This is a genomic window from Burkholderia sp. AU19243 (assembly GCF_018148075.1).
GTDB classification, from domain to species: domain Bacteria; phylum Pseudomonadota; class Gammaproteobacteria; order Burkholderiales; family Burkholderiaceae; genus Burkholderia; species Burkholderia latens_A.
This window is the reverse complement of sequence record NZ_JAGSTV010000009.1, coordinates 154,814-175,706: the sequence shown is the minus strand read 5'-3', so window position 1 is coordinate 175,706 and position 20,893 is coordinate 154,814. Positions and strand designations below refer to the sequence as shown.

The window sequence follows — 20,893 nt, the reverse complement described above, 5'->3', positions numbered from 1 at the left end:
TTCTCCGCTGTCGCGCCGGCCGCGTTCGCACGGCGTTCGGCGCATTCGTGCGCGGGTCCGTTGCCCGCCACACCAAGTTGCATTTTAAAACTACTTTTTCTACACTCCAACTAGTTTTAAATTGCAACCACTTCAGCGAGCGCGAGGAAGCCCATGGAATCGTCATGTCGAACAGCCGCCGCACCGAACGCGACAGCGGGTGCAGCCGGCCCGGCCGGCGTCACGCGCGTCGCCAAGACGCTCGTCGCGCTTTTGGCGGTGTGCTGCGCGGCGAGCGTCGCGAACGTGTACTACGCGCAGCCGCTGCTCGATTCGATCGCGCGCGATTTCGGCGTATCGCAGGCGGCGGTCGGCGGCGTCATCACCGCAACGCAACTCGGCTGCGCGCTCGCGCTGCTGTTCGTCGTGCCGCTCGGCGACCTGCTCGATCGCAAGCGGCTGCTCGCAATTCAGCTTCTGCTGTTGACTGCCGCATGCATCGGCGTGGCGGTTTCGTCGACGCGCATCGCATTGCTGGCCGGCATGGTCGCACTCGGTTTGCTCGGCACCGCGATGACGCAAGGCCTGATCGCGTGCTCTGCCGCACTTGCGTCTGCCGGCGAGCGCGGCCGCGTCGTCGGCGCCGCGCAGGGCGGCGTCGTGATCGGCCTGCTGGCCGCGCGCTCGTTCGCGGGTGTGGTCACGGATATTGCGGGCTGGCGCGCGGTATATCTGATGTCGGGCGCGCTCGCGATCGCGATGCTCGTCGCGCTCGTACGGCTGCTGCCCGATGCGAACGCGCCGCGCGCGCGTATCGGCTACGCTGCGCTGCTGCGCTCGATGGTGACGCTGCTGCGCACCGAACGTGTACTGCGCGTGCGCGGTGCGATCGCGCTATTGATGTTCGCTGCATTCAGCATCTTCTGGAGCGCGCTCGTGCTGCCGCTCGGCGCGCCGCCGCATTCGATGTCGCATACGCAGATCGGCGCATTCGGGCTGGTCGGCGCATTGGGCGCGGCCGCGGCAGCCCGCGCGGGGCGGCTCGCGGATCGCGGGCTCGGCGAAACGACAACGGGCGCCGCGCTCGCGCTGCTCGCGTTTTCGTGGCTGCCGCTCGCGTTTGCCGGCACGTCGATCGCGCTGCTGGTCGTTGGTATCGTGCTGCTCGACGTCGGCGGCCAGGCCGTTCATGTCGTGAACCAGAGCATGATCGTCGGCGCGCGACCCGACGCGCATGCGCGCCTCGTCGGCTGCTACATGCTGTTCTATTCGGCCGGCAGCGGGCTCGGTGCGATCGTGTCGACGGCGACGTATGCGCACGCCGGGTGGGTCGGCGTGTGCGGACTCGGCGCGGCGGTCAGCGTCGCCGCGTTCATCGTATGGGCCGCGACACGCGGGCGGGCATGACATGGATCGCATGCACCGGTAGCAGCGGTTGCCAGGCGCCTTTCCACCTTTTCATTCCGTGTAGTCGGCGGCGGGAAGATCGCGCGGTCGAACGGAATCGCGCGAATCGCGGTGTGTGCGGCCGCGCACGGCAAAACGCCGGCGCGCCCGCGTTGGGGCGGCCGGCATGCGGCCCGGACGCACGCGAAGGTGCGCGCGGCCGGAGCGTCGTCATGACGGGCGGCGCGCTGTCAGCCCGCCGCCTGGATCGCCTCCTCGTACACGCCGGCAACGCGCCGCGCGATCACCGCGTTGTCGAAGTGATCGCGTGCATAGCGCTTGCATGCGGCTTCGTCCGGCAGCGCGATCGCGCCCGACAGCGCCGCACCGAGCCCTTCGGCGATCGCATCTGCGCCGGTCGACGGCAGCACGAGGTCGCTGGACAGCCCGGCGACGGCCTCCGGTAGCCCGCCGACCGGCGTAACCAGCACCGGCGTGCCGGACGCGAGCGATTCGACGGTGATGAGGCCAAAGCCTTCGAGCGCGACGGTCGGCACGACGCTGACCGTCGCCGCACGATACAGCGCCGCGAGATGCTGGTCGGGCACGAAGCCGAGCAGCTTCACGTTGTCCTGCAGCCCGGCCGCGTCGATGCGCTGCTGAAGTTCCTCGGCGAGCTTGCCCTTGCCGGCGATCAGCAGCAGCACGTCCGGATGGCGGCGCTTGACGATGCCGATCGCATCGACCAGGTCCTCGAGGCCCATGCGCCGCACGAGGCGGCGCACGGCCAGCACGATCGGCCGGTCCTGCGGCAGTTGCAGCTTGTGCCGCGCCTCGGCCGGCGTGAGCGGCGTGTCGAACTGGGCGGTGTCGACGCAGCCGGGAATCACGCGCACGCGCGACGGATCGATGCCGTAGCGGTTCGTCAGAATCTGGCCGAACGCCTGCGACAGCACGATCAGCCGCGACGAACGCGTGTAGACGGCCTGTTCGAGATAGCGCTTCGCGCGCTGCCCGAGCGATGCGGCGCCCTCGACCTGGCTTTCGTCGGCCCACGGGCCCTGGAAGTGCGACACCTGCGGGATCCCGCGCGTCACGTCGAGGCCGGGGAACGTATACAGCGCGAAGTGCGACGAGATCACGTCCGGTCGCGCGCTGCGGATTTCATCGCGCAGCGCGCGGCGCGCGGCGAGCATCCGACGCGCGAGGGGCTGCGACGCGGGCCCGAAGCCCTGGATCGCACCGCCCGTGTCGTCGGCGACTTTCGGCGAGCCGGCAACGAGCCCGCGCACCTCGACGCCCGCACCGGGCAGCGCGCCGACGAGCGAGTAGTACATCCGGTCGAGGCCGCCCGCGCGTTCGGGGAACCAGTGCATGCCGATTTGCAACGATTTGATCGGCCGGGAAGAAAGGGACATTACGACTGCTCCTGCGTGACTGCATGCTCGACCCGCTCGAACGCGGACGGCTGCGAGGGTTGGCCGATGCGCCGGTAAAGCGCGACGTACTGGGCGCCCATGTGGGCCCAGCCGAAACGGGTCATCAGTTCGCGGGCCGCGTCGCCCATCGCGCGGCAGGTGTCGCGCGACGCCGCGAGCGAGCCGATCGCCTGCGCGAGCGCGGCCGGATCGTCCGGGTCCTCCAGCACGATCCCGCATTCGCGCGTGATGATTTCCGCGCCACCGGCAGTACGCGCGGTGACGACCGGCAGCCCGGCTGCCATCGCTTCGAGCAGCGACAGGCTCATCGCTTCGTAGCGCGACGGAAACACGTATGCGTCGACCGAGCGCATCAGCGTCGGCATGTTTTTCACGAGCCCGAGGAAATGCACGCGCGAAGCGATGCCGAGCGCGCGCGCCTCGTCCGGATACGGGCTGCCCGGCAGATAGCCCGCCACCGCGAGATGGACGTTGGCCGGCAGTTTCGTCAGCGCGTCGAGCACCGTGCCGAGGTTCTTGCGCGGCGTGCGCAAGTCGCCGACGAACAGCAGCAGGAACGCGTCCGCCGGCAGCTTGAATGCCGCGCGATCGGCCTGCGCGAGCGCGAACGCGCTGCCGTCGACGCCGTTGTAGATCACGCTGATCTTGCGGCTGTCGATGCCGAGGCCGGCGATCTCGTCGGCCACCTTCTGCGACACGGCCGTGATCGCGCGCGAGCGCCGGTATGCCCAGCGCTCGAGCGCGGTGTTCACGCGCGTGTAGACGTACTGGTACGCCGACCACAGCCCCTTCGTCAGCCCGAACGGGTAGTACGGGCTCTTGAACCAGCCGCCGTGCACGAAATGCGCGGTATTCACGTCGGCCTTGATCCACGAGATGAAGCCGTTTACGTGCAGCACGTCGTATTCGCCGCGGTGCGCACGCAACCATGCCGCGCTCTTGAGCGCGAACACCTGTTGCTTGACGAGATTCGACGGCCAGAAGCCGCCGACCTTGACCGGCACCCAGCGCACGCGCGGATCGGCCAGCAGCTCGGGCGCGACGTGCGACGCGACCAGCGTGACCTCGTAGTTTTCGGCCAGCGCCGCGCGCGCGATTTCGTAATTGACGCGGCCCTGCCCGTCGTTATGACGCACGACGTGCGTGACGATCGCGATTCTCAATGGTCGCCTCCCCGTGAACGCGCGGCGGCCGGCAGGCGCTGCGCCTTCTGCCAGTGCGCCGCGGATAGTATGGAAAAAATGGCAGTGAACATCAGCAGACCGCCCGTGCCGATCAGCGAGTTCGTAAACACGAGCATCGCGAACGTCGACAGGCACAGGCTCAGGCATGCGCCGACGAACTTGTCGTTGCGCAGCTTGAACGCCGCGCGCACCGTGCGACCGAACAGCATCACGACGCCCGCGAGATACAGCAGCGTGCCGGGCCAGCCGAGCACGAACGGCACGTTCATCACGCCGCTGTCGAAGCTGCCGTACTTGCCGAGCTCGCCACTGTCGCTCGACAGCTTCGTCGACGCGCCCGTCGCGCCCATCCCCTCGCCGGCGACGTCGGTAAACGCCGTCTGCGCAAAGGTTGCATAGAACTTGTTGCGGTCGTCGTAGCTGCGGTCGTCCTTCAGGTTCGCGATCGACTGCAGACGCTGGCCGAGCCGGTCGGCTACCGGGCCGACGGTCAGCAGCGGCACGCACAGGCCGACGAGCACGACGCCGCTGATCAGGATCCGCATCCGCACGCGGTTGCTCGACTGCACGAGCTGGATCGCGAGCGCGATCACCCAGCCGCCCCACGTCGAGCGCACGAGACACAGCGCGAAGGACACGAAACCGGCAGCGCCCGCGAACCAGCGGATCTTCTGCGGCGCGACCAGCACGAACACCAGCGCGCCCATCATCGCGAACGCGAACGGCCCGGACGAGTTCATCGTGCTGAACACCCGCACGCCGTAGGGCACCGGCTCGCCCTGCGAACCCATCTGCGAGCCGACCATCCACAGCACGTCCCACTGCGGCATCACGAAGTACTGCACGACGCCGTACAGACCCATCACCAGCATGCCCCACATGAACGTGGACAGCAGCACGTCGCGATACTCGGGGTAGTCGCGCGCGTTCACCATGATGTGAAAGCCGATCAGAATCGGGTACAGCCAGTTCGCGAGGTCGTACGTCGCGGCCATCACGCCGCTCGACACGATCCCGACGAGATACGCATACACGAGCCCGAACAGGATCAGCAGCACCGGAATGCCGCGCCGCTGCGCGAGCACGCGGTAGTGCCGCAGCAGCCCGAACCCGGCGATCATCGTCACCGCGAGCGGCGCGACCTGGATCAGGCTCGTCGGCGTGAACGCGCCCTTCGACCAGTCGGCGAGACGCCGCACCTCCGGGCTCAGGAACCACACCCACCACATGAAGCCGACGTAGCGCGCGGGGCTCTTGAAATACAGCCAGATGCCGACCGCGATGGCCAGCACCGGAAACGCGAGCGTCAGCACCTTGCCCTGGTGAATGGCAATCAGCGCGGCGGTGAACGTCCACAGCCCGGCCTGCCCGGCCCAGTGCTTCGGATCCGCGAACCGGCTGCGCTTGCGCGACGGTGCACTTTCTGCGGCAATCGTACTCATCGATCCTCACTCACCGCGACGACGCGCCCGAATCCGCGAGCGGCATCGCGAGGCCCGCGGCCGCCGGCGTGCGGCGCCGGCGCAGCATGTCGCGCGTAATTCGCACGTGCTGCTCGGCAAACGCCTGCGTGGTCAGGTCGCGCTCGCGCAGACAGGCCGCCGCCGCGCGCGCGCATGCGAGCGCCGCGACCGGATCGGCCGCGAAGCGATCGGCGGCATCGCGCATCGCCTGGACATCGAACGCAGGCACGTACGCCGCCGTGTCGTGCGGGAAGTAGTCGCTGAGCCCGCCGACGTCGGACACGATCATCGGCTTGCCGACCGCCGCCGCCTCGAGCATCACGGTGATCCCCGACGCATGGAAGTTTGGCCGCAGCGGCACGACGATCACGTCGGCCCATGCATACAGTTCATGCTGCTTCGCGAGGCCCGATGCCGAACCGATCTTCACGTTCGGCGCGTGCCACTCGCGCGGCACGCGGCGCCGCGTCGCCAACCGGACGTCGTAGCGTTCGTCGCCGCCGAACGCGGCGAGGAACGTGCGCCAGTCGCGGTCGCGGTCGTTGCCGATCGCGGCGATTCGCAGCGGCCGGTGCGGCTGCCACTGCTGCGGCTCGACCGGCGGGAAATCCTGCGTGTTCAGTCCGTAATAGACGAACTCCGCTTCGCGCCCGAGGTAGCGGCGGCACAGCTCGGCGTTGTCGCGAGCGAGCGTCGTCAGCGCGTCGGCGCGCGTGAGCAGCTTGCGGTACAGCCAGCGGCGCGGGCCGCCGAAACCGTTCCACTTGTCGAACAGCCACACGCTCTGCGCGAGCAGGAGGGGGCGCTTGCCCTGCGCGCCGGCGAGCTTCAGGATCAGCGCGGCGGCGAGGTGCTCCTGCTCGGTGTGCGTCCAGATCACGTCAGTGTTCAAGAGCGCGGTGCGATTGCGCCATGCATGCACGACGTCGAAGCCGAGTGCAGCCTTCAGCGCACGGCGCGCGACGCTCGCGACGCGGCTCTCGCGACGATCCTCCGAATAGGTCAGCCGGAATTCGTCGGATTCGGCATGGTGATAGCCGTACAGGCAGCCGATGTTCTCCCCTTTGCGATAGGTACGCGGATCGGCGCCATAGAACAGATGGACGTGAACCTTCGTGGAAGTCATGTCAGCCTCCGCCGGACCGTCGGATATGCCGCAGCTTCCGGAAGATGGCGGGACTGCGCGCCGCCAGGCGAACGTCGGGGTTGTTTCATGTCGAGCCCTCCAGGGTTGGCCGTGCGCATCGCGCGCGACCCGTTCAAGACGTCACCGGCGGCATCGCCGCACGGCGGGGGGCAAGATCCGCGCGGCGCGCATCGCGTGCGCCGCGGCGCACCGCGCGCCAGTGCTCGAGCACGCGGTCGCGCCGGGGCGTATGCAGCGACAGCAGCACATGCGCGAGACCGGGATAGACGCGCGTGCCGACCAGCGTCCACCACCACCACGCGATCTCGCGCCGCACCGGCGGCAAATGCTCGCGCAGGATCAAATGCAGGTTGTACGCGCCGTTGCTGATCGCATTGAGCGACGCCGCATCGCGCCGGTCGTCGTCGAACCGCTCGGCCGGGTAATGATCGACCGCGATCGCCGGGTCGTAGACGAGCTTCCAGCCGTCGCGCTGCACGCGCATGCTGAACGCCATGTCGTTGTGCACCTGCGCGCCCGCGCCGCGCAACCGCGTATCGAAACGCAGCCGCTCGATCGCCGTGCGCCGGTAGCTCATGTTCGCGCCTTTGAGCATGTCGACTTCGCGCACGCCGCCGACGCCGAGGTGATGGTTGCCGACGATCTTGCCGGACAGCGTGAGCTGGCCCACGAGCTCGCGCGACTCGTCGAGCACGCGGCCTTTCTCGTGCACCCAGTCGCGGCCGCCGACCGCGCCGACGCGCGGATCGGCCAGGAATACGGCTTCGATGCGGGCGAGCCAGTCGGCGCGCGGCGCCGCGTCGTCGTCGGTGATCGCGACGATGTCGCCGTTCGCGGAATCGAGCCCCTTGTTCAGCGCGGCGACCTGCCCCGGCACGTCAACCGGCACGATCCGCAGCGGCAGCGCGCCGCCGACCGACGGATCGGCGAGGCGCTCGTGCGTGGCATCGTCCTCCGGGCGCGCGACGACGATCACCTCGTCGGGCAGCCGCTGCTGACGCTGCAGCGCGAGCAGGCACCGCGCGAGGTCGGCGGGCCGCCGGTAGGTCGGAACGAGCACGGAAATTTTCATCGAGGGTTCTCCCGTCGGCCGGACTGGCGCCGCTCGCGCCGGCCCGGTGTCGTGAAATGCGGTCAAGCGCTCAGGTATTCGTGGACGGCCGCATAGCCGCGGCCGTAGCCGCGCGCCTTCGGCGGCACGCCGTTGAAGATCCCGCCTTCGAGATCGACGCCCGCGGTGCGCAGGCGCTTGATCGCGTCGGCGATCTCGCCTTCGGTATGCATGCCCGAGCGCAGCACGAGGAACGTCGCGCCGGCCATCCGGCCGATGATGGTCGCGTCGGTCACCGCCAGCACCGGCGGCGAGTCGATCAGCACGACGTCGTAACGCTTGCCGAGCCCTTCGAGATATTGCGGCAGACGCGCCGACATCAGCAGCTCGGACGGGTTCGGCGGCCGCGTGCCGGCCGAGATGAACGACAGGCCCTGCACCGGCGTCTCGCGAATCGCTTCCTCGAGCGGCGACTGGTCGCTCAGCAGCTCGGACAGCCCGGGCTGCACGGTGAGACCGAAGTAGCGGTCGAGCATCCCGCGGCGCATGTCCGCGTCGATCAGCAGCACGCGCTTGCCCGAATGCGCGAGCAGCACCGCGAGGTTGACGGTCAGGAAGCTCTTGCCGATGCCCGGCGTCGGGCCGGTCAGCACGATCACGCGGTTCTTCGCGTCCATCATTGCGAACTGCATCGCGGTGCGCAGGCTGCGCATGCTTTCGACGCTCAGGTCCTTCGGACGCAGGCTCGCGAGAATCGGACGCGCGCGGCTGCCCCCCTTCTCGGCCATCGCGTCGAGCTTCACCTGCTCGGCGCTTTGCGGCACCAGCCCGTACAGCGGCAGGTTGAACGTGCGTTCGACGCGGTCCGGATCCTCGATGCCCTGGAACAGGTTGCGGCGCAGGAACACGACGCCGGTGCCGAGAATCAGCCCGAGGAACACCGCGGCCGACAGGATCAGCACTTTCTTCGGCTTGACCGGGTCGCCCGGACGCATCGCCGAATCGACGAGATGGATGTTGCCGCCCGTGCCGGCCTTCTGCACCGACAGTTCCTGCACGCGGTTCAGCAGCAGCACGTAGATGTCTTCGGCAACCTTCGCGTCGCGCTGCAGCTGCACGGCCTTCACTTCGGTCGCAGGCAGGCTGCGGAAGCGGTTGCTGAACTTGTCCTTCTCGCCCTGCAGCTCGGCGAGCTGCTGCTTCGCGGCGATCACCATCGGATGCGAATCGGTGAAGCGCTGCGCGAGCGACGCGAGCTGCAGGCGCTGCGCGGCGATCTGCTGTTCGTACTGCACGCTGCCTTCGAGGTAGACCTTCGCCTCGTCGCTCGCGTTGATCGAGCCGGACGTGCGCTGATACTGCGTCAGCGCGGCTTCCGCGCGCTCGAGATCGGCCTTCAGGCGCGGTTCCTCGCCCTTCAGGAAGTCGAGCATCTTCGTCGCTTCGGCCTGCTTCGCGATCACGTGCTGGTTCAGGTACGACTGCGCGAGCGCATTCGCGATCGCGGCGGTCTGATCCGGATCCTTGCCTTCGAGCGAAATCTGCACGACGCCCGTCTGCTTGCCCTGCTCGCTGACCTGGATGCCGGACTGGAAGCCGGTGATCGCGTCGAGATCGTTGTAGCGGACCACGGTGAACTGCGTGCCGGGACGCGCGACGAGCTTCTGCACGAGCAGCGTGACGCCGCCGCCCTGCTCCGACTCGCCGACGCGGCCCGACAACAGCCGGCGGCCGTCCGGGTCGACCAGCGTGTACGTGCCGTTCGGGCCGGCCGTCAGCGTCAGCTTCTTGCCTTCGAGCGCGGGCACGACGTTGATCGTGTCCACCTCGGCGAGCTCGCCGCCCCATGCGTACGAGCGCAGGCCGAACCACGGGCGCGACGGCTGGCCCGGCGTGGCGACGCGCGCGGCGAGGCTGCCGATGAGCGGCAGCGTCTTCGGCACGACCGAGAAGTTCAGCTTGAACTGCTCGACGACCGGCGCGACGACGCCGCGGCTCTTGATGATCTCGATTTCCGCATCGGTCGGCGCCTGCTGCGGGCCGCTGTTGATCATCGCGCCCGTCTGCGTCTGCGTGAGCGCCTGCGTCGTGTTGTCGTTGCCCTCGACCCGCACGTGCACGTCGGCCTGGTAGACCGGCTTCGCGACGTAGCAGTACAGGCCGGCGAGCGCGATGACGGTCACCGCGATCCCGAGCAGCAGCCAGATGTCGTCCATGAGCACCTGGAGCAGCTGGCCGAGGACGACGTCCTCTTCCTCGGTTTTGGCGGTCAGGTCCGCGTAGGAGTGTTTCGCTTGCGTGTTCACCATTCGTTCCCGCTTGAGTGGTGCCGGGGCGGAGGCGCCGCCCCGGCGGGCTATCAGCGCGTGATTTGCCGCATGTAGAAGATCGTCTGGATCGTCGGCAGCACCTGCTGCAGCACACGGTTGAACTGCACCGAGCTGGCCGTGCTCACGTAGACGACGTCGAGCGGCTGGAGCGGGAAGCGGCTCGACAGCATCAGCGCATCCGGCTGCGTCATGTCGAGGCGGAACACTTCCGGCTTCGTCGGGTTGTCGCGCATCCCGCGCATCACGTAGATCTTGCGCGGGTTCGCGTCGGTGTCGAGGATGCCGCCGCCGGCCGTCAACGCGTCGGCAATGGTCAGCTTGCCCTTGAGCATCGGCACCGTGACCGGCGTCTTGACTTCGCCCATGATGAACACGCGGCTGTCGCTGCGGTCCGGCACGTTGATGATGTCGCCCGGTTGCAGCATCACGTTCTGCTTCACCTCGCCGCGATCGAGCACGCCGTTCGCGTCGAGCGTATACAGCTTGCCGTCGCGCGTCAGGCGCACGCGCTGCAGATCGGCCTCGGCGGTCGAACCGCCCGAGCGCGAGATCGCGTCGACCAGCGTCAGCGGCACGTCGCTCACCGCGAGCGGGCCTGGCTGCTTCACCTCGCCCGTCACCTGCACCTTCTGGCTGCGGAACGACAGCACGCGCACGTCGAGCTGCGGATTCTTCACGTAGCGCGCGAGCGTAGACGCCATCTCGTCGCGGATCTGCGCCACCGTCTTGCCGGCCACGCGGATGCGGCCGACGAACGGGAAAAAGATCGTGCCGTCGGCGGCCACGGTCTGGCCGTACGGATCCGCCTGGCCCGGCAACGCGGTCGTATACGGCTGCTGCAGCGCGCCCGCGACCGACTGCGTCGTGTTGCCGCCGCTCGAGAACGACTGGCCCTGCGGCGTCGTCAGCTCCGGGTGGTCCCACACCGTGACGCCGAGAATGTCCTGCGGGCCGACGCGATACACATACTGCGACGGATCGGTGTAACGGCCCGGCGGCAGCGGATGCTCGACCTGCTGCTTCTGCAGTTGATCCATCACCAGCTTCGCGTCGATGTAATGAACCGGATAGGTTTCGGGCTGGCCCTGCCGGCCTTCGTCCTTCAGGTTCGACGAGTCGAGATAGTTGCCGGGCGCGCTCGCGCAGGCCGACAGGAAAGTCGTCAGCGCAACGGCGAGCGCCAGCGGGCGCATGGGACGTTTCAGCATAGTTTTTGCAGCCATCCTTGAACCAGACGTTCGATCAATGTGTAGCTCTCGCGATAGTCGGCCTCGGGGCCGCCATGCGGATCCGCGATCTCCGCGTCCTCCCACTTGCCCAGCAGGTGGACCTTGCCGCGCGCGAACGGATCGACCGCCTCGACGGCCTTGATCTGTTCGCGCTCGCTCACGAGGATCAGGTCGGCGTCGCGCACGATCCGGCGCGACAGCCGCCGCGACCGGTGCGTCGTCGCATCGACGCCGCGCTCGGCGAGCAGCCGCCGCATCACCGGATCGATGCCGTCACCGTCGTTCGCCCGCACGCCGGCGGAGTGGAACGTCACGCGCGGGCCGCCGCGCGACGCGGCGTGCGACTTGAACAGCATCTCCGCCGCCGGACTGCGGCAGACGTTCGCGTGACAGACGATCAGGATGTTCCGGAACATGGCAGCTCGAATCGGTAACGGGTAACGGCGTGGTGACGGCAGCGCGGCGATGCGGCAACGCGCGGCTTACGCGCTCGCGCGCGCGGCGCCCGGCACGCGGGCGGCGACCGCCTGACGCGAGCCCGGCCGGCCGATCGGGTGGTACTCGATGCCCTGCTCGCTCATCGTCTCCGGCTCGTACAGGTTGCGGCCGTCGAAGATCACCGGCGACTTCCACAGCCGGCCGAGCGCGACGAAGTCCGGGCTCTTGAATGCCTTCCATTCGGTGACGATCACGAGCGCGTCGGCGTCGCGCGCGGCTTGCGCTTCGTCGTCGGCGAACGTCAGCCGCTCGAGCCAGCTCGGGTGAGCCGCGAGATCGAGCGCGAGCACGCGGCGCGCTTCGTGCTGCGCGACCGGGTCGTACGCGGCGATGCGTGCGCCGCGCGACAGCAGCTCGGCGATCAGCTCGCGGCTCGGCGCCTCGCGCATGTCATCGGTATTGGGCTTGAATGCGAGGCCCCAGATCGCGAACGTGCGGCCGGTCAGGTCTTCACCGAAGCGCGCGACGATCTTGTCGGCGAGCACGCGCTTTTGCGCCGCGTTGACCGACGACACCGCCTTCAGGATCTGCAGCGCCTGGCCGTGCTCGTCGGCGGTGCGGATCAGCGCCTCGACGTCCTTCGGGAAACACGAGCCGCCGTAGCCGCAGCCCGCATACAGGAAGTGATAGCCGATGCGCGGATCGGAGCCGATCCCGCGGCGCACGGCCTCGATGTCGGCGCCGAAGCGGTCGGCCAGGTTCGCGAGCTCGTTCATGAACGAGATGCGCGTCGCGAGCATTGCGTTCGCCGCGTATTTCGTGAATTCGGCCGAGCGCACGTCCATGTACAGCGTGCGTTCGTGGTTGCGGTTGAACGGCGCGTAGAGCTTCTTCATCAGTTCGCGCGCGCGCTCGCCCGGCACGTCGTCGTCGCAGCCGATCACGATGCGGTCCGGCCGCGTGAAATCGTCCACCGCCGCACCTTCCTTCAGGAATTCCGGATTCGACACGACCGAGAACATCTGGCCGTCGTCGCCGCGCTTCGCGAGTTCGTCGGCGACCGCCGCGCGCACGCGCTCGGCCGTGCCGACCGGCACCGTCGACTTGTCGACGATCACCTTGAAGCCTTTCATGTAGCGGCCGATGTTGCGTGCCGCCGCGAGCACGTACTGCAGGTCGGCCGAGCCGTCCTCGTCGGGCGGCGTGCCGACCGCGATGAACTGCACGTCGCCGTGCGCGACCGCGGCCTCGACGTCGGTCGAAAAACGCAGGCGGCCCGCCGAGCGGTTGCGCGCGATGACTTCCTTCAGCCCCGGCTCGTGGATCGGCACGCCGCCATCGTTCAGGATGTCGATCTTCGACTGATCGACGTCGAGGCAGAACACGTCGTGCCCGATGTCGGCGAGACAGGCGCCCGTGACAAGCCCTACATAACCGCTGCCGATGATAGTCAGATTCATGATGTGTCGGACCTCGTGACCAATGATTCGAAATTCGTGAAACCGGAATGTGCGCGCGCTCGCGCGTCACGCGTCAGTAAGCGTTGCTGCCGGTGAAGCCTTTCCACAGCGTCAGCACGACGATCTTGATGTCGAGCCAGAACGACCAGTTCTGCATGTAATACAGATCGAGCTTCACGCGCCCCATCATCTTCTCGATCTGGTCGGTCTCTCCGCGATAGCCGTTGATCTGCGCCCATCCGGTGATCCCCGGCTTGATCCGGTAGCGGAACATGTAGCCCTTCACCAGATCCTTGTAGATGTCGTCGTGCGCAAGCGCATGAGGCCGCGGGCCGACGACCGACATCTCGCCCTTCAGCACGTTGATGAACTGCGGCAGCTCGTCGAGGCTCGTGCGGCGCAGGAAGCGGCCGACCGGCGTCACGCGCGAGTCGTTGCGGGTCGCCTGCGTGACCTGTCCAGCCACCTCCTGGTGCACCTTCATCGAGCGAAACTTGTAGATCTCGAACTCGTGCCCGTCGATGCCCTTGCGCTTCTGGCGGAAGAACACCGGCCCGGGCGACGTCAGCTTGATCAGGCACGCGATCGTCAGCATCAGCGGCGCGAGCATCGTCAGCGCCGCGAGCGCGAACAGCCGGTCGAACACGAACTTCGGCAGGATCCGCACGTCGGTGATCGGCGACGCCGCGAGGTTGATCGCCGGCACGCCGAGCAGCTCGACCACTTCCTGGTTGAAGAACGACAGCGTACGCACGTCCGGGATGAAACGGATGTTCACGAAGTCGTGGCGAAACACCGTCACGATCTGGTGAATGCGCCGCTCCTCGGTGATCGGCAGCGTGAGCCACAGCTCGCTGATCGCGCGGCTGCGCACCAGCCACACCAGCGATTCGAACTGCCGCTCGATGCGCACGTCGTCGAGCGCGACCTCGCCGGGCACGTCGCTTTCGTCGTACACGCACACCGGATTGAAACCCGCTTCGGGCCGCGCGCGCATTTGCGCGATCAGCCGCCGCGCGGCCGGCGTGCCACCGACGATCGCAACCGCCTTCAGGTTGTAGCCGCCGCGGCGCAGTTGCCGCAGCACCACGTGCACGCACGCCTTCGAGCCCGCGAGCAACGCCATCGTGACGAGCGCCCAGTAGCCGAGCCACAACCGCGACAGCTCGCCCGACTGGTGAAAGCTGAAGCTCAACAGGATGCCGGCGAGTTCGACGACCAGCCACGCGAACGCAACGCGGACCACCAGCCCGATGAGACGCTTGCCGCGCCACGACTGGTAGATGCCGACCGCCGGAAAGAACACGACGACGAGCAGGCAATCGAACAGCACCGTCGTGCGCTGCAGGTCGTTGAGCCAGATGCTGCCGCCGTGCAGCGCGGCGGCGATCAACGCCCCCAACACGACCATCGCGATATCGATGACTCTCGCCAGCACGCTCAACATGTCTGCTTCCTCTTCTGTGAACAGGCGTTAGCCGAACAGCTCCTTGCGCAGCCCGTGCCGCGCATCCGGTTCAAACGTTGCATGACGCTATTGAAGCGACAAGAAAATTCCACCTCAAGCGCACAAGTATTTCGAAAAATAATCGGAAATTCTTGCCGCGATATTCGCGAATTAATTCGGCACGTTTTCCCGACTTGAGCGCGAAACGCGAATATTTCGGCAACTTTACGATTCCTGCCATCGCCTTGCTGGAAGGGCCAGCCGCGCGCCTGGCCGAATTATTTTTTATTTTTTTGTTTGCATCTGACGCTATCGCGGAAATTTTTCCCGGATACGTGCGCGATCGATATCGCGCGAAGAACGTCGGTTTTATTGTCGATTTACTTCATGCTACAAAACAGGCACTGACTTCAAACGAGGAGAGTGTCACCATGAATGCTCCGGACGTGTTAGCCGATACGCGCCCTTCCACTTCCGCCGCCACCGACGCCGGGTCGCGCGTCGCGGTGCAGCCGGTGATCCTTGCCGGCGGTTCGGGCACGCGTCTGTGGCCGATGTCGCGCGAGCACTATCCGAAGCAGCTGATCGGCCTTCTCGGCGATCACTCGCTGCTGCAATCGACCGCGCTGCGGCTCGACGGGCTGACGACCGGCCATCCGCTGAACGACGACGTGCTGATCGTGTGCGGCGAAGATCACCGTTTCACGACCGCCGAACAACTGCGCCTGACCGGCAAGCGCGCGTCGATCATGCTCGAGCCGCTCGGCCGCGACACGGCGCCCGCGCTGACGCTGGCCGCGCTGCGGATCGTCGCGGGCGGCGCCGATGCGGTGATGACGGTGATGCCGGCCGACCACGCGGTGGCCGACCAGCCGCGCTTTCACGCGGCCGTCGCGGCCGGCGTGCACTGCGCGGCGCAGGGCAAGATCGCGACGATGGGCATCGTGCCGGGCCGCGCCGAGACCGGCTACGGCTACATTCGCGTCGGCGCGCCGCTCGGCGACCCCGCCACCGGCGATCTCGACGTGCGCCGCCTCGACCGCTTCGTCGAAAAGCCGCACCTCGAACTCGCTCAGCAGTACGTCGCGTCCGGTGAATACTGGTGGAACAGCGGCATCTTCATCGTGCGCGCGTCGGTGTGGCTGAATGCGATCCGCCAGCTCGAACCCGAGATCTACGCGGCATGCGAACAGGCCGTCGCGCGCGGCAAGGAGGACGGCGACTTCTTCCGCGTCGATCGCGACGCGTTCGCCGCATCGCCGTCGAACTCGATCGACTACGCGGTGATGGAGCCGCTCGCAAACCAGCCGCAGCTGTGCGAAAGCGTCGTCGTGCCGCTTGACGCGGGCTGGTCGGACGTCGGTTCGTGGGACGCGATCTGGCAAATCCTGCCGAAGGATGACGCCGAGAACGTCGGCCGCGGCCGCGTGCTGTTCGAAAACGCCGAATCGACGTTCGCGCATGCGGAGAGCCGGCTCGTCGCGTGTGTCGGCACGCAGAACCTGGTTGTCGTCGAAACGCCCGATGCCGTGCTCGTCGCCGACAAATCCCGTGTGCAGGACGTGAAGAAAATCGTCGGCCGCATCAAGGCCGAACGCGGCGCGGAAGCGACCGATCACCGCAAGGTCCATCGCCCGTGGGGCCATTACGACTCGGTCGACAACGGCGAGCGCTTCCAGGTCAAACGCATCGTCGTCAAGCCGGGCGCGCGACTGTCGCTGCAGATGCACCACCACCGCGCCGAACACTGGATCGTCGTGCGCGGCACCGCGCGCATCACGCGTGGCGACGAAACGTTCCTGCTGTCCGAGAACGAATCGACGTATATCCCGCTCGGCGTCTCGCATCGTCTCGAGAACCCGGGCAAGATGCCGCTCGAGCTGATCGAAGTGCAGTCGGGCGCATATCTCGGCGAGGACGACATCGTCCGCTTCGACGATACCTACGGCCGGCAGTAACGCCGCGCATGCCGGGTGCGCGGATCGCGCGCCCGGCGTCGCGAGCATCGGCAGACGCGACGGCAGACAAAAAATCGCGCGGGCATCGTGAACCACGATGCCCGCGCGGGTCCGCCCGGATGACGATCAACCTACGCGATAAGCGTATTCGCGACGCTCGGACTGCACCGGATCGTTGCGGCTTTCGCCCAATCCGCCCGTGCGACGCTCGGCGATGAAACGCTTGATGTCCGACTCCGCGCGCGCCAGCGCGGACAGCCCGGCCAGCACCTCGCTCTGCGGCGCACGCACCGGTTCGTCGCTCGCACCGTGGCGGTCGATCCACTGACGCGCCCAGTCGAGCGCGTACTGCTGCGCCTCTTCCGCGTCGGTGAAGCGCGGGCCGATCAGGCCCGAACGCTCGACGCGCCGGTCATCCTGCATGATCTCGGCCCACGCGCGGTACATCAGGTTCTGCACGGGCTGCGCAGTCCCGTAGATCGTATAGCCGCGATAGTCGTCGACCTGCGGCTCGGCCGACGCGAAGCTCGCGGCGGACGGGCGCCCGTGGCGCGACGCCGCGGGTGGCGCGCCCGGCACCGAGAACGACACGGCGGACGACGGGCTCGCGCGCTCGTCGGATCGCGCGGCCACCGTCGCGCCCTCCTCCCAAACGTTTGCCTGGGCGACCGGCAGTTGCCACGACTCCGGGTTCTGCCAGAACACGCCACGCAGACGGTCGTTGTCAGGCGCGGGCTCGGCCCGGCACGCCGGTGCGGCAGGAACCGGCGGCGGCGGCACGTAGGCGAACGTGCGCCCGCTGAACTGGGTCAGCACGTCGATCATCTGCAGCAGCGTGCCGTTGGCGAGCCACTCCTCGTAGCGGCGCCGGCACGTCGGCCCGGACGGATAGCGTCCGGGCAGTTTGGACCACGCTTCACCGGTCGTCAGGATCCACAGCACCGCATTGGCGACCACACGCGGTTCCGCGCGTGGTCGGCCCCGGCGGTTCAGCCGGATGGGTTCGTCGGCGATCAGTGCCGAAATACGCAACCACTCTTCATCGTTAAGCTCATCGAAGAACATAGTTGATTTCTCCACGCGACCAGGCCGGGGCCGCGATTGTCGGCGCCGTCGTCACGCATCGCGTCACGGGGCGGCCGGTTGCACATTATGGTTATCCGATTGTTGTGCATGCCGGCGCGACACCGCACTTTCACGGTGCCGCCATTCCCGGCAATGGCGCACAAATCACGGTCTCACTCCAATGTGGGAATTTTTGTGCACGAAGCATACCATCGTCAGGGTTTATCTCAATATGACAATGACTTAATGTTACGTACTGAAACAACCTGCCAAGGATGCGCAATCCATTTATCGTTGAATTTTTTTACGCGATCGTTATACGGACGGCTGGGAAGCCCCGTCCGGCGGGGCTCTGCGGGGCGGGCCGCCACACCGCGCCACGGCCGTTCCGGCTCGTTCCGACCCTGGCCTGTCACACTCTGCGGGGCGGCGGCCTAAAATCGGTAAATCCGGGATAAATTCGTAACAAGATATTTACGGATCGGTAAATCATTCAATTTCGGCCGAACCGAATTATCTCCGTGCACAATCTTTTTATTGTTTCTCTGCGAGTAGCGAAAGTCTGCTGACGTCCGGTGCACATTGTTTCCCGGCATGCAAGCGCAGGCAGGTCCGTTACATCTTTCACCACCCATGCAGGCAGTGCGGGCAGCGCGCCGGTCCGGCAGTTCCGAAGCGCGCGCCGACGCTCCGGTCGTTGCTTCGACAACGACCGTGTCAGTGCAGATCGCCTGCGAGCGACGCGGCCACTTCGGCGTCCATGCGTTGCGGCGCGACCGTATAGGCCGGATGGTCGCAGCCGATCGACAGCGCCGCGCCGCCCTTGAGCGCGGCGCGCATCGGCCCGCTCAGTTCGAACCGCACGAAATGCACGGCCGACGTTTTCTCCGCATTGTCGCGATCGAGATCCTCGTCTGCGATCGCGTACACCGCCGGATGGCCGTCGACCTGCAGGTACACGCGGTCCTCGACGCCGATCAGGCGCGCGAGCGCCGCCCGCCGCTCGGCCTCGTGCTCGTATTCGATCTGCAGCGTCGCCTTCAGGTTGGTGCCGTCCGGCACGAGCGGCAAATACGCTTCCAGTTCTCCTGCGATGCCGGCCTCGTCGAAGATCTTCTCGATGTGCAGCATCTCGTGGATCTGATAGCGGATCGTGGTCTCATCCTCGAACAGCAAGCGCAGATGGTTGCCGAGCGCCACCGCGCGGCGGCGCTTGTACGCGACGAGCCGTGCGTGTTCGGCCTTGCGGATCTTCGCGTACGCTTCGAGCGTCAGCAGCGAATCGCGGGTCAGCGTCATGGAATGTCCTCGGAGAGCGTTGGAAGTCGTCGATGTAGTCGCAACGAAGCGGGTCGAGCGCGTCAGATGCCGTACGCGCGGCGCAACAGCGTCAACGGATGCGCGAGCGGCGCGGCCGGCAGCCCCTTCTCGTCGATGCCCTGCGCGATGTGATGACCGGCGAGCGCGCAGTCCGACGAGACGAAGTCCGGTTTCGGCTCGGCCATCGCGTTGAACACCGGCGTGCCGATCCGCATCGCGTCCGCATGGAACGCCTTCTTCACGCCGAACGTGCCTGCGTGCCCGGAACATCGCTCGACGACGTTCACGCGCGTATCGGGCACGAGCGCCAGCGTGTCGGCCGTCTTGCGGCCGATGTTCTGCACGCGCGCGTGGCATGGCACGTGATACGACACGGTGCCGAGGCCCTGCTTGAAGTCCGTCTTCAGCAAGCCGTCGCGATGCCGCGCGATCACGTATTCGAACGGATCCCAGAACGCGTCGGCGACGGCGCGCACGGCTTCGTCGCCAGGGAACATCAGCGGCAGCTCGCTCTTGTACATCAGCACGCAGCTCGGGATCGCGCCGATCAGCGCGTAACCGTCTCGCGCATAGCGCTCCAGCACCGGGATGTTGACGACCTTCTTCGCGGCGACGCCCGCGAGATTGCCCTGCTCTAGCAGCGGCATCCCGCAGCAGGCTTCACGGCTGACGAGTTCGTACGGAATGTCGTTGTGCGCGAGGATCGCGAGCAGATCGTGGCCGATGCCAGGCTCGTTGAAGTTCACGTAGCACGTTGCGTAGATCGCGACCTTGCCGGGCGTGCGTTCGCCGTCGCGTACCGGCGGACCGTCCGAGCGCTTCGCCGCGCGACGGAACTTGCGCGGCGCGAACTCCGGCAGCCATGCGTCGCGATCGACGCCCAGCAGCGCTTCAAGCGCGTGGCGCGCCGGCGGCGTGCGATTCACCGCGTTCACCGTCTGCGTGACGATCGGAATGCCCGCGAAATGGCCGAGCGCGTCGGTGTTCGACAGCACCTTGTCACGCAGCGGCGCTTCGCCGCGCTGGTAGCGCGCGGCCTTCGCGCGCAGCATCAAATGCGGGAAGTCGACGTTCCATGCGTGCGGCGGCACGTACGGGCATTTCGTCATGTAGCAGAGGTCGCACAGATAGCACTGGTCGACGACCTTGCCGAACGCGTCCTTCGACACTTCGTCGATATCGCCCATCGGCGTGTCGTCGACGAGATCGAACAGCGCCGGAAACGCGCCGCACAGCGACACGCAGCGCCGGCATCCGGCGCAGATGTCGAAGACGCGCGTCATTTCCGCATCGATCGCGGCCTGGTCATAGAACGCTTCGGATTGCCAGTCGAGCGGATGCCGGGTCGGCGCTTCGAGACTGCCTTCCTTGTGGGGCATGGGGCGCTCCAGCGTGGCGCGCGTGCGCGCGGACCCGCCGCCCGTGCAGCGGGCGGCGTTCGACGCACGGCCGCGGGATATTCCGCGCCGACCGTGCGGCCCTGCGACGGCTCGCGTCAGTCGACGAGCGCGTCAAGCGCCTTCGTATAGCGGTTCGCGTGGCTGCGTTCGGCCTTTGCGAGCGTCTCGAACCAGTTCGCGATTTCGTCGAAGCCTTCTTCGCGCGCGGTCTTGGCCATGCCCGGATACATGTCGGTGTATTCGTGCGTCTCGCCGGCGATCGCCGATTCGAGATTCAGCCGCGACGAGCCGAACGGCAGCCCCGTCGCGGGATCGCCGACGGCTTCGAGGTATTCGAGGTGGCCGTGCGCGTGGCCGGTTTCGCCTTCGGCGGTCGAGCGGAACAGCGCGGCCACGTCGTTCTGGCCTTCGACGTCGGCCTTCGAAGCGAAATAGAGATACCGCCGGTTCGCTTGCGATTCGCCCGCGAATGCGGCCTTCAGATTCTCTTCGGTCTTGCTGCCCTTGAGTTGAGCCATTTGCGCCTCCGTTCGAGTCGGCGCGGCCGCGTGCGACGCCGGGCCGATCATATATGTGGGGAACGATGCGGCGCCGAGC

Annotated in this window: 16 protein-coding genes; 2 read left to right on the top strand and 14 right to left on the bottom strand. The window is 67.1% G+C overall.

Annotated features, from left to right (window positions below):
* The first annotated feature begins 153 nt into the window (after window positions 1-153).
* Entirely contained in the window at window positions 154-1,386 is a 1,233-nt protein-coding gene (locus tag KDW55_RS18600; protein WP_212160459.1) for an MFS transporter, read from the top strand.
* 230 nt (window positions 1,387-1,616) lie between these two features.
* Here the strand turns inward: KDW55_RS18600 and KDW55_RS18595 are convergent, their stop codons facing one another.
* The 10 genes from KDW55_RS18595 to KDW55_RS18550 form a co-directional block, all read right to left on the bottom strand.
* Window positions 1,617-2,783, bottom strand: a complete 1,167-nt coding sequence (locus tag KDW55_RS18595; protein ID WP_040139326.1) for a glycosyltransferase family 4 protein — start codon at window positions 2,781-2,783, stop codon at window positions 1,617-1,619.
* Window positions 2,783-3,967, bottom strand: a complete 1,185-nt coding sequence (locus tag KDW55_RS18590; RefSeq protein ID WP_209825626.1) for a glycosyltransferase family 4 protein — start codon at window positions 3,965-3,967, stop codon at window positions 2,783-2,785. Before KDW55_RS18590 ends, KDW55_RS18595 begins: the two co-directional genes overlap by 1 nt.
* Window positions 3,964-5,430 carry a glucose-6-phosphate isomerase gene (locus KDW55_RS18585; RefSeq protein WP_040139324.1) on the bottom strand — a complete coding sequence of 489 codons (1,467 nt, stop codon included), beginning with the start codon at window positions 5,428-5,430 and terminating at the stop codon, window positions 3,964-3,966. The genes KDW55_RS18590 and KDW55_RS18585 overlap by 4 nt, the downstream gene beginning before the upstream one ends.
* 10 nt (window positions 5,431-5,440) lie before the next feature.
* Window positions 5,441-6,577, bottom strand: coding sequence for a glycosyltransferase family 4 protein (locus tag KDW55_RS18580; RefSeq protein WP_069242717.1), 1,137 nt, complete (start codon window positions 6,575-6,577; stop codon window positions 5,441-5,443).
* 133 nt (window positions 6,578-6,710) lie between these two features.
* On the bottom strand, window positions 6,711-7,670 hold the full coding sequence (locus KDW55_RS18575) for a glycosyltransferase family 2 protein (RefSeq protein WP_069242716.1): 960 nt from the start codon (window positions 7,668-7,670) through the stop codon (window positions 6,711-6,713).
* A 62-nt stretch (window positions 7,671-7,732) separates the two neighbouring features.
* Complete coding sequence (locus KDW55_RS18570) at window positions 7,733-9,958, bottom strand: polysaccharide biosynthesis tyrosine autokinase (RefSeq protein WP_040139321.1); 2,226 nt, start codon at window positions 9,956-9,958, stop codon at window positions 7,733-7,735.
* Between the two features lie 50 nt (window positions 9,959-10,008).
* A complete protein-coding gene (locus KDW55_RS18565; RefSeq protein WP_040139320.1) occupies window positions 10,009-11,187 on the bottom strand; it encodes a polysaccharide biosynthesis/export family protein in 1,179 nt (392 codons plus the stop codon).
* Window positions 11,181-11,624 carry a low molecular weight protein-tyrosine-phosphatase gene (locus tag KDW55_RS18560; protein ID WP_040139319.1) on the bottom strand — a complete coding sequence of 148 codons (444 nt, stop codon included), beginning with the start codon at window positions 11,622-11,624 and terminating at the stop codon, window positions 11,181-11,183. Before KDW55_RS18560 ends, KDW55_RS18565 begins: the two co-directional genes overlap by 7 nt.
* Before the next feature lie 66 nt (window positions 11,625-11,690).
* Window positions 11,691-13,106 (bottom strand): UDP-glucose/GDP-mannose dehydrogenase family protein, encoded by a 1,416-nt coding sequence (locus KDW55_RS18555; RefSeq protein ID WP_040139318.1) that lies wholly within the window; start codon window positions 13,104-13,106, stop codon window positions 11,691-11,693.
* Between the two features lie 73 nt (window positions 13,107-13,179).
* A complete protein-coding gene (locus tag KDW55_RS18550; RefSeq protein WP_209822276.1) occupies window positions 13,180-14,553 on the bottom strand; it encodes an undecaprenyl-phosphate glucose phosphotransferase in 1,374 nt (457 codons plus the stop codon).
* A 431-nt stretch (window positions 14,554-14,984) separates the two neighbouring features.
* On the opposite strand from KDW55_RS18550, the gene KDW55_RS18545 reads away from it, so the two are divergent.
* The gene (locus tag KDW55_RS18545) at window positions 14,985-16,511 is read left to right on the top strand and encodes a mannose-1-phosphate guanylyltransferase/mannose-6-phosphate isomerase (RefSeq protein WP_209825734.1); all 1,527 of its coding nucleotides are present in this window, start codon (window positions 14,985-14,987) and stop codon (window positions 16,509-16,511) included.
* A 126-nt stretch (window positions 16,512-16,637) separates the two neighbouring features.
* On the opposite strand, the gene KDW55_RS18540 is transcribed toward KDW55_RS18545, so the two are convergent.
* The 4 genes from KDW55_RS18540 to KDW55_RS18525 all read right to left on the bottom strand — a co-directional run bounded on the left by KDW55_RS18540 (window position 16,638) and on the right by KDW55_RS18525 (window position 20,814).
* Window positions 16,638-17,576 carry a DUF6566 family protein gene (locus KDW55_RS18540; RefSeq protein WP_040139315.1) on the bottom strand — a complete coding sequence of 313 codons (939 nt, stop codon included), beginning with the start codon at window positions 17,574-17,576 and terminating at the stop codon, window positions 16,638-16,640.
* A gap of 717 nt (window positions 17,577-18,293) precedes the next feature.
* A complete protein-coding gene (locus tag KDW55_RS18535; protein WP_040139314.1) occupies window positions 18,294-18,875 on the bottom strand; it encodes a DUF3501 family protein in 582 nt (193 codons plus the stop codon).
* A 62-nt stretch (window positions 18,876-18,937) separates the two neighbouring features.
* Window positions 18,938-20,275 carry a heterodisulfide reductase-related iron-sulfur binding cluster gene (locus tag KDW55_RS18530; RefSeq protein ID WP_069242713.1) on the bottom strand — a complete coding sequence of 446 codons (1,338 nt, stop codon included), beginning with the start codon at window positions 20,273-20,275 and terminating at the stop codon, window positions 18,938-18,940.
* Window positions 20,276-20,391: 116 nt separating this feature from the next.
* Window positions 20,392-20,814 carry a rubrerythrin family protein gene (locus KDW55_RS18525; RefSeq protein ID WP_040140994.1) on the bottom strand — a complete coding sequence of 141 codons (423 nt, stop codon included), beginning with the start codon at window positions 20,812-20,814 and terminating at the stop codon, window positions 20,392-20,394.
* Between the last annotated feature and the right edge of the window lie 79 nt (window positions 20,815-20,893).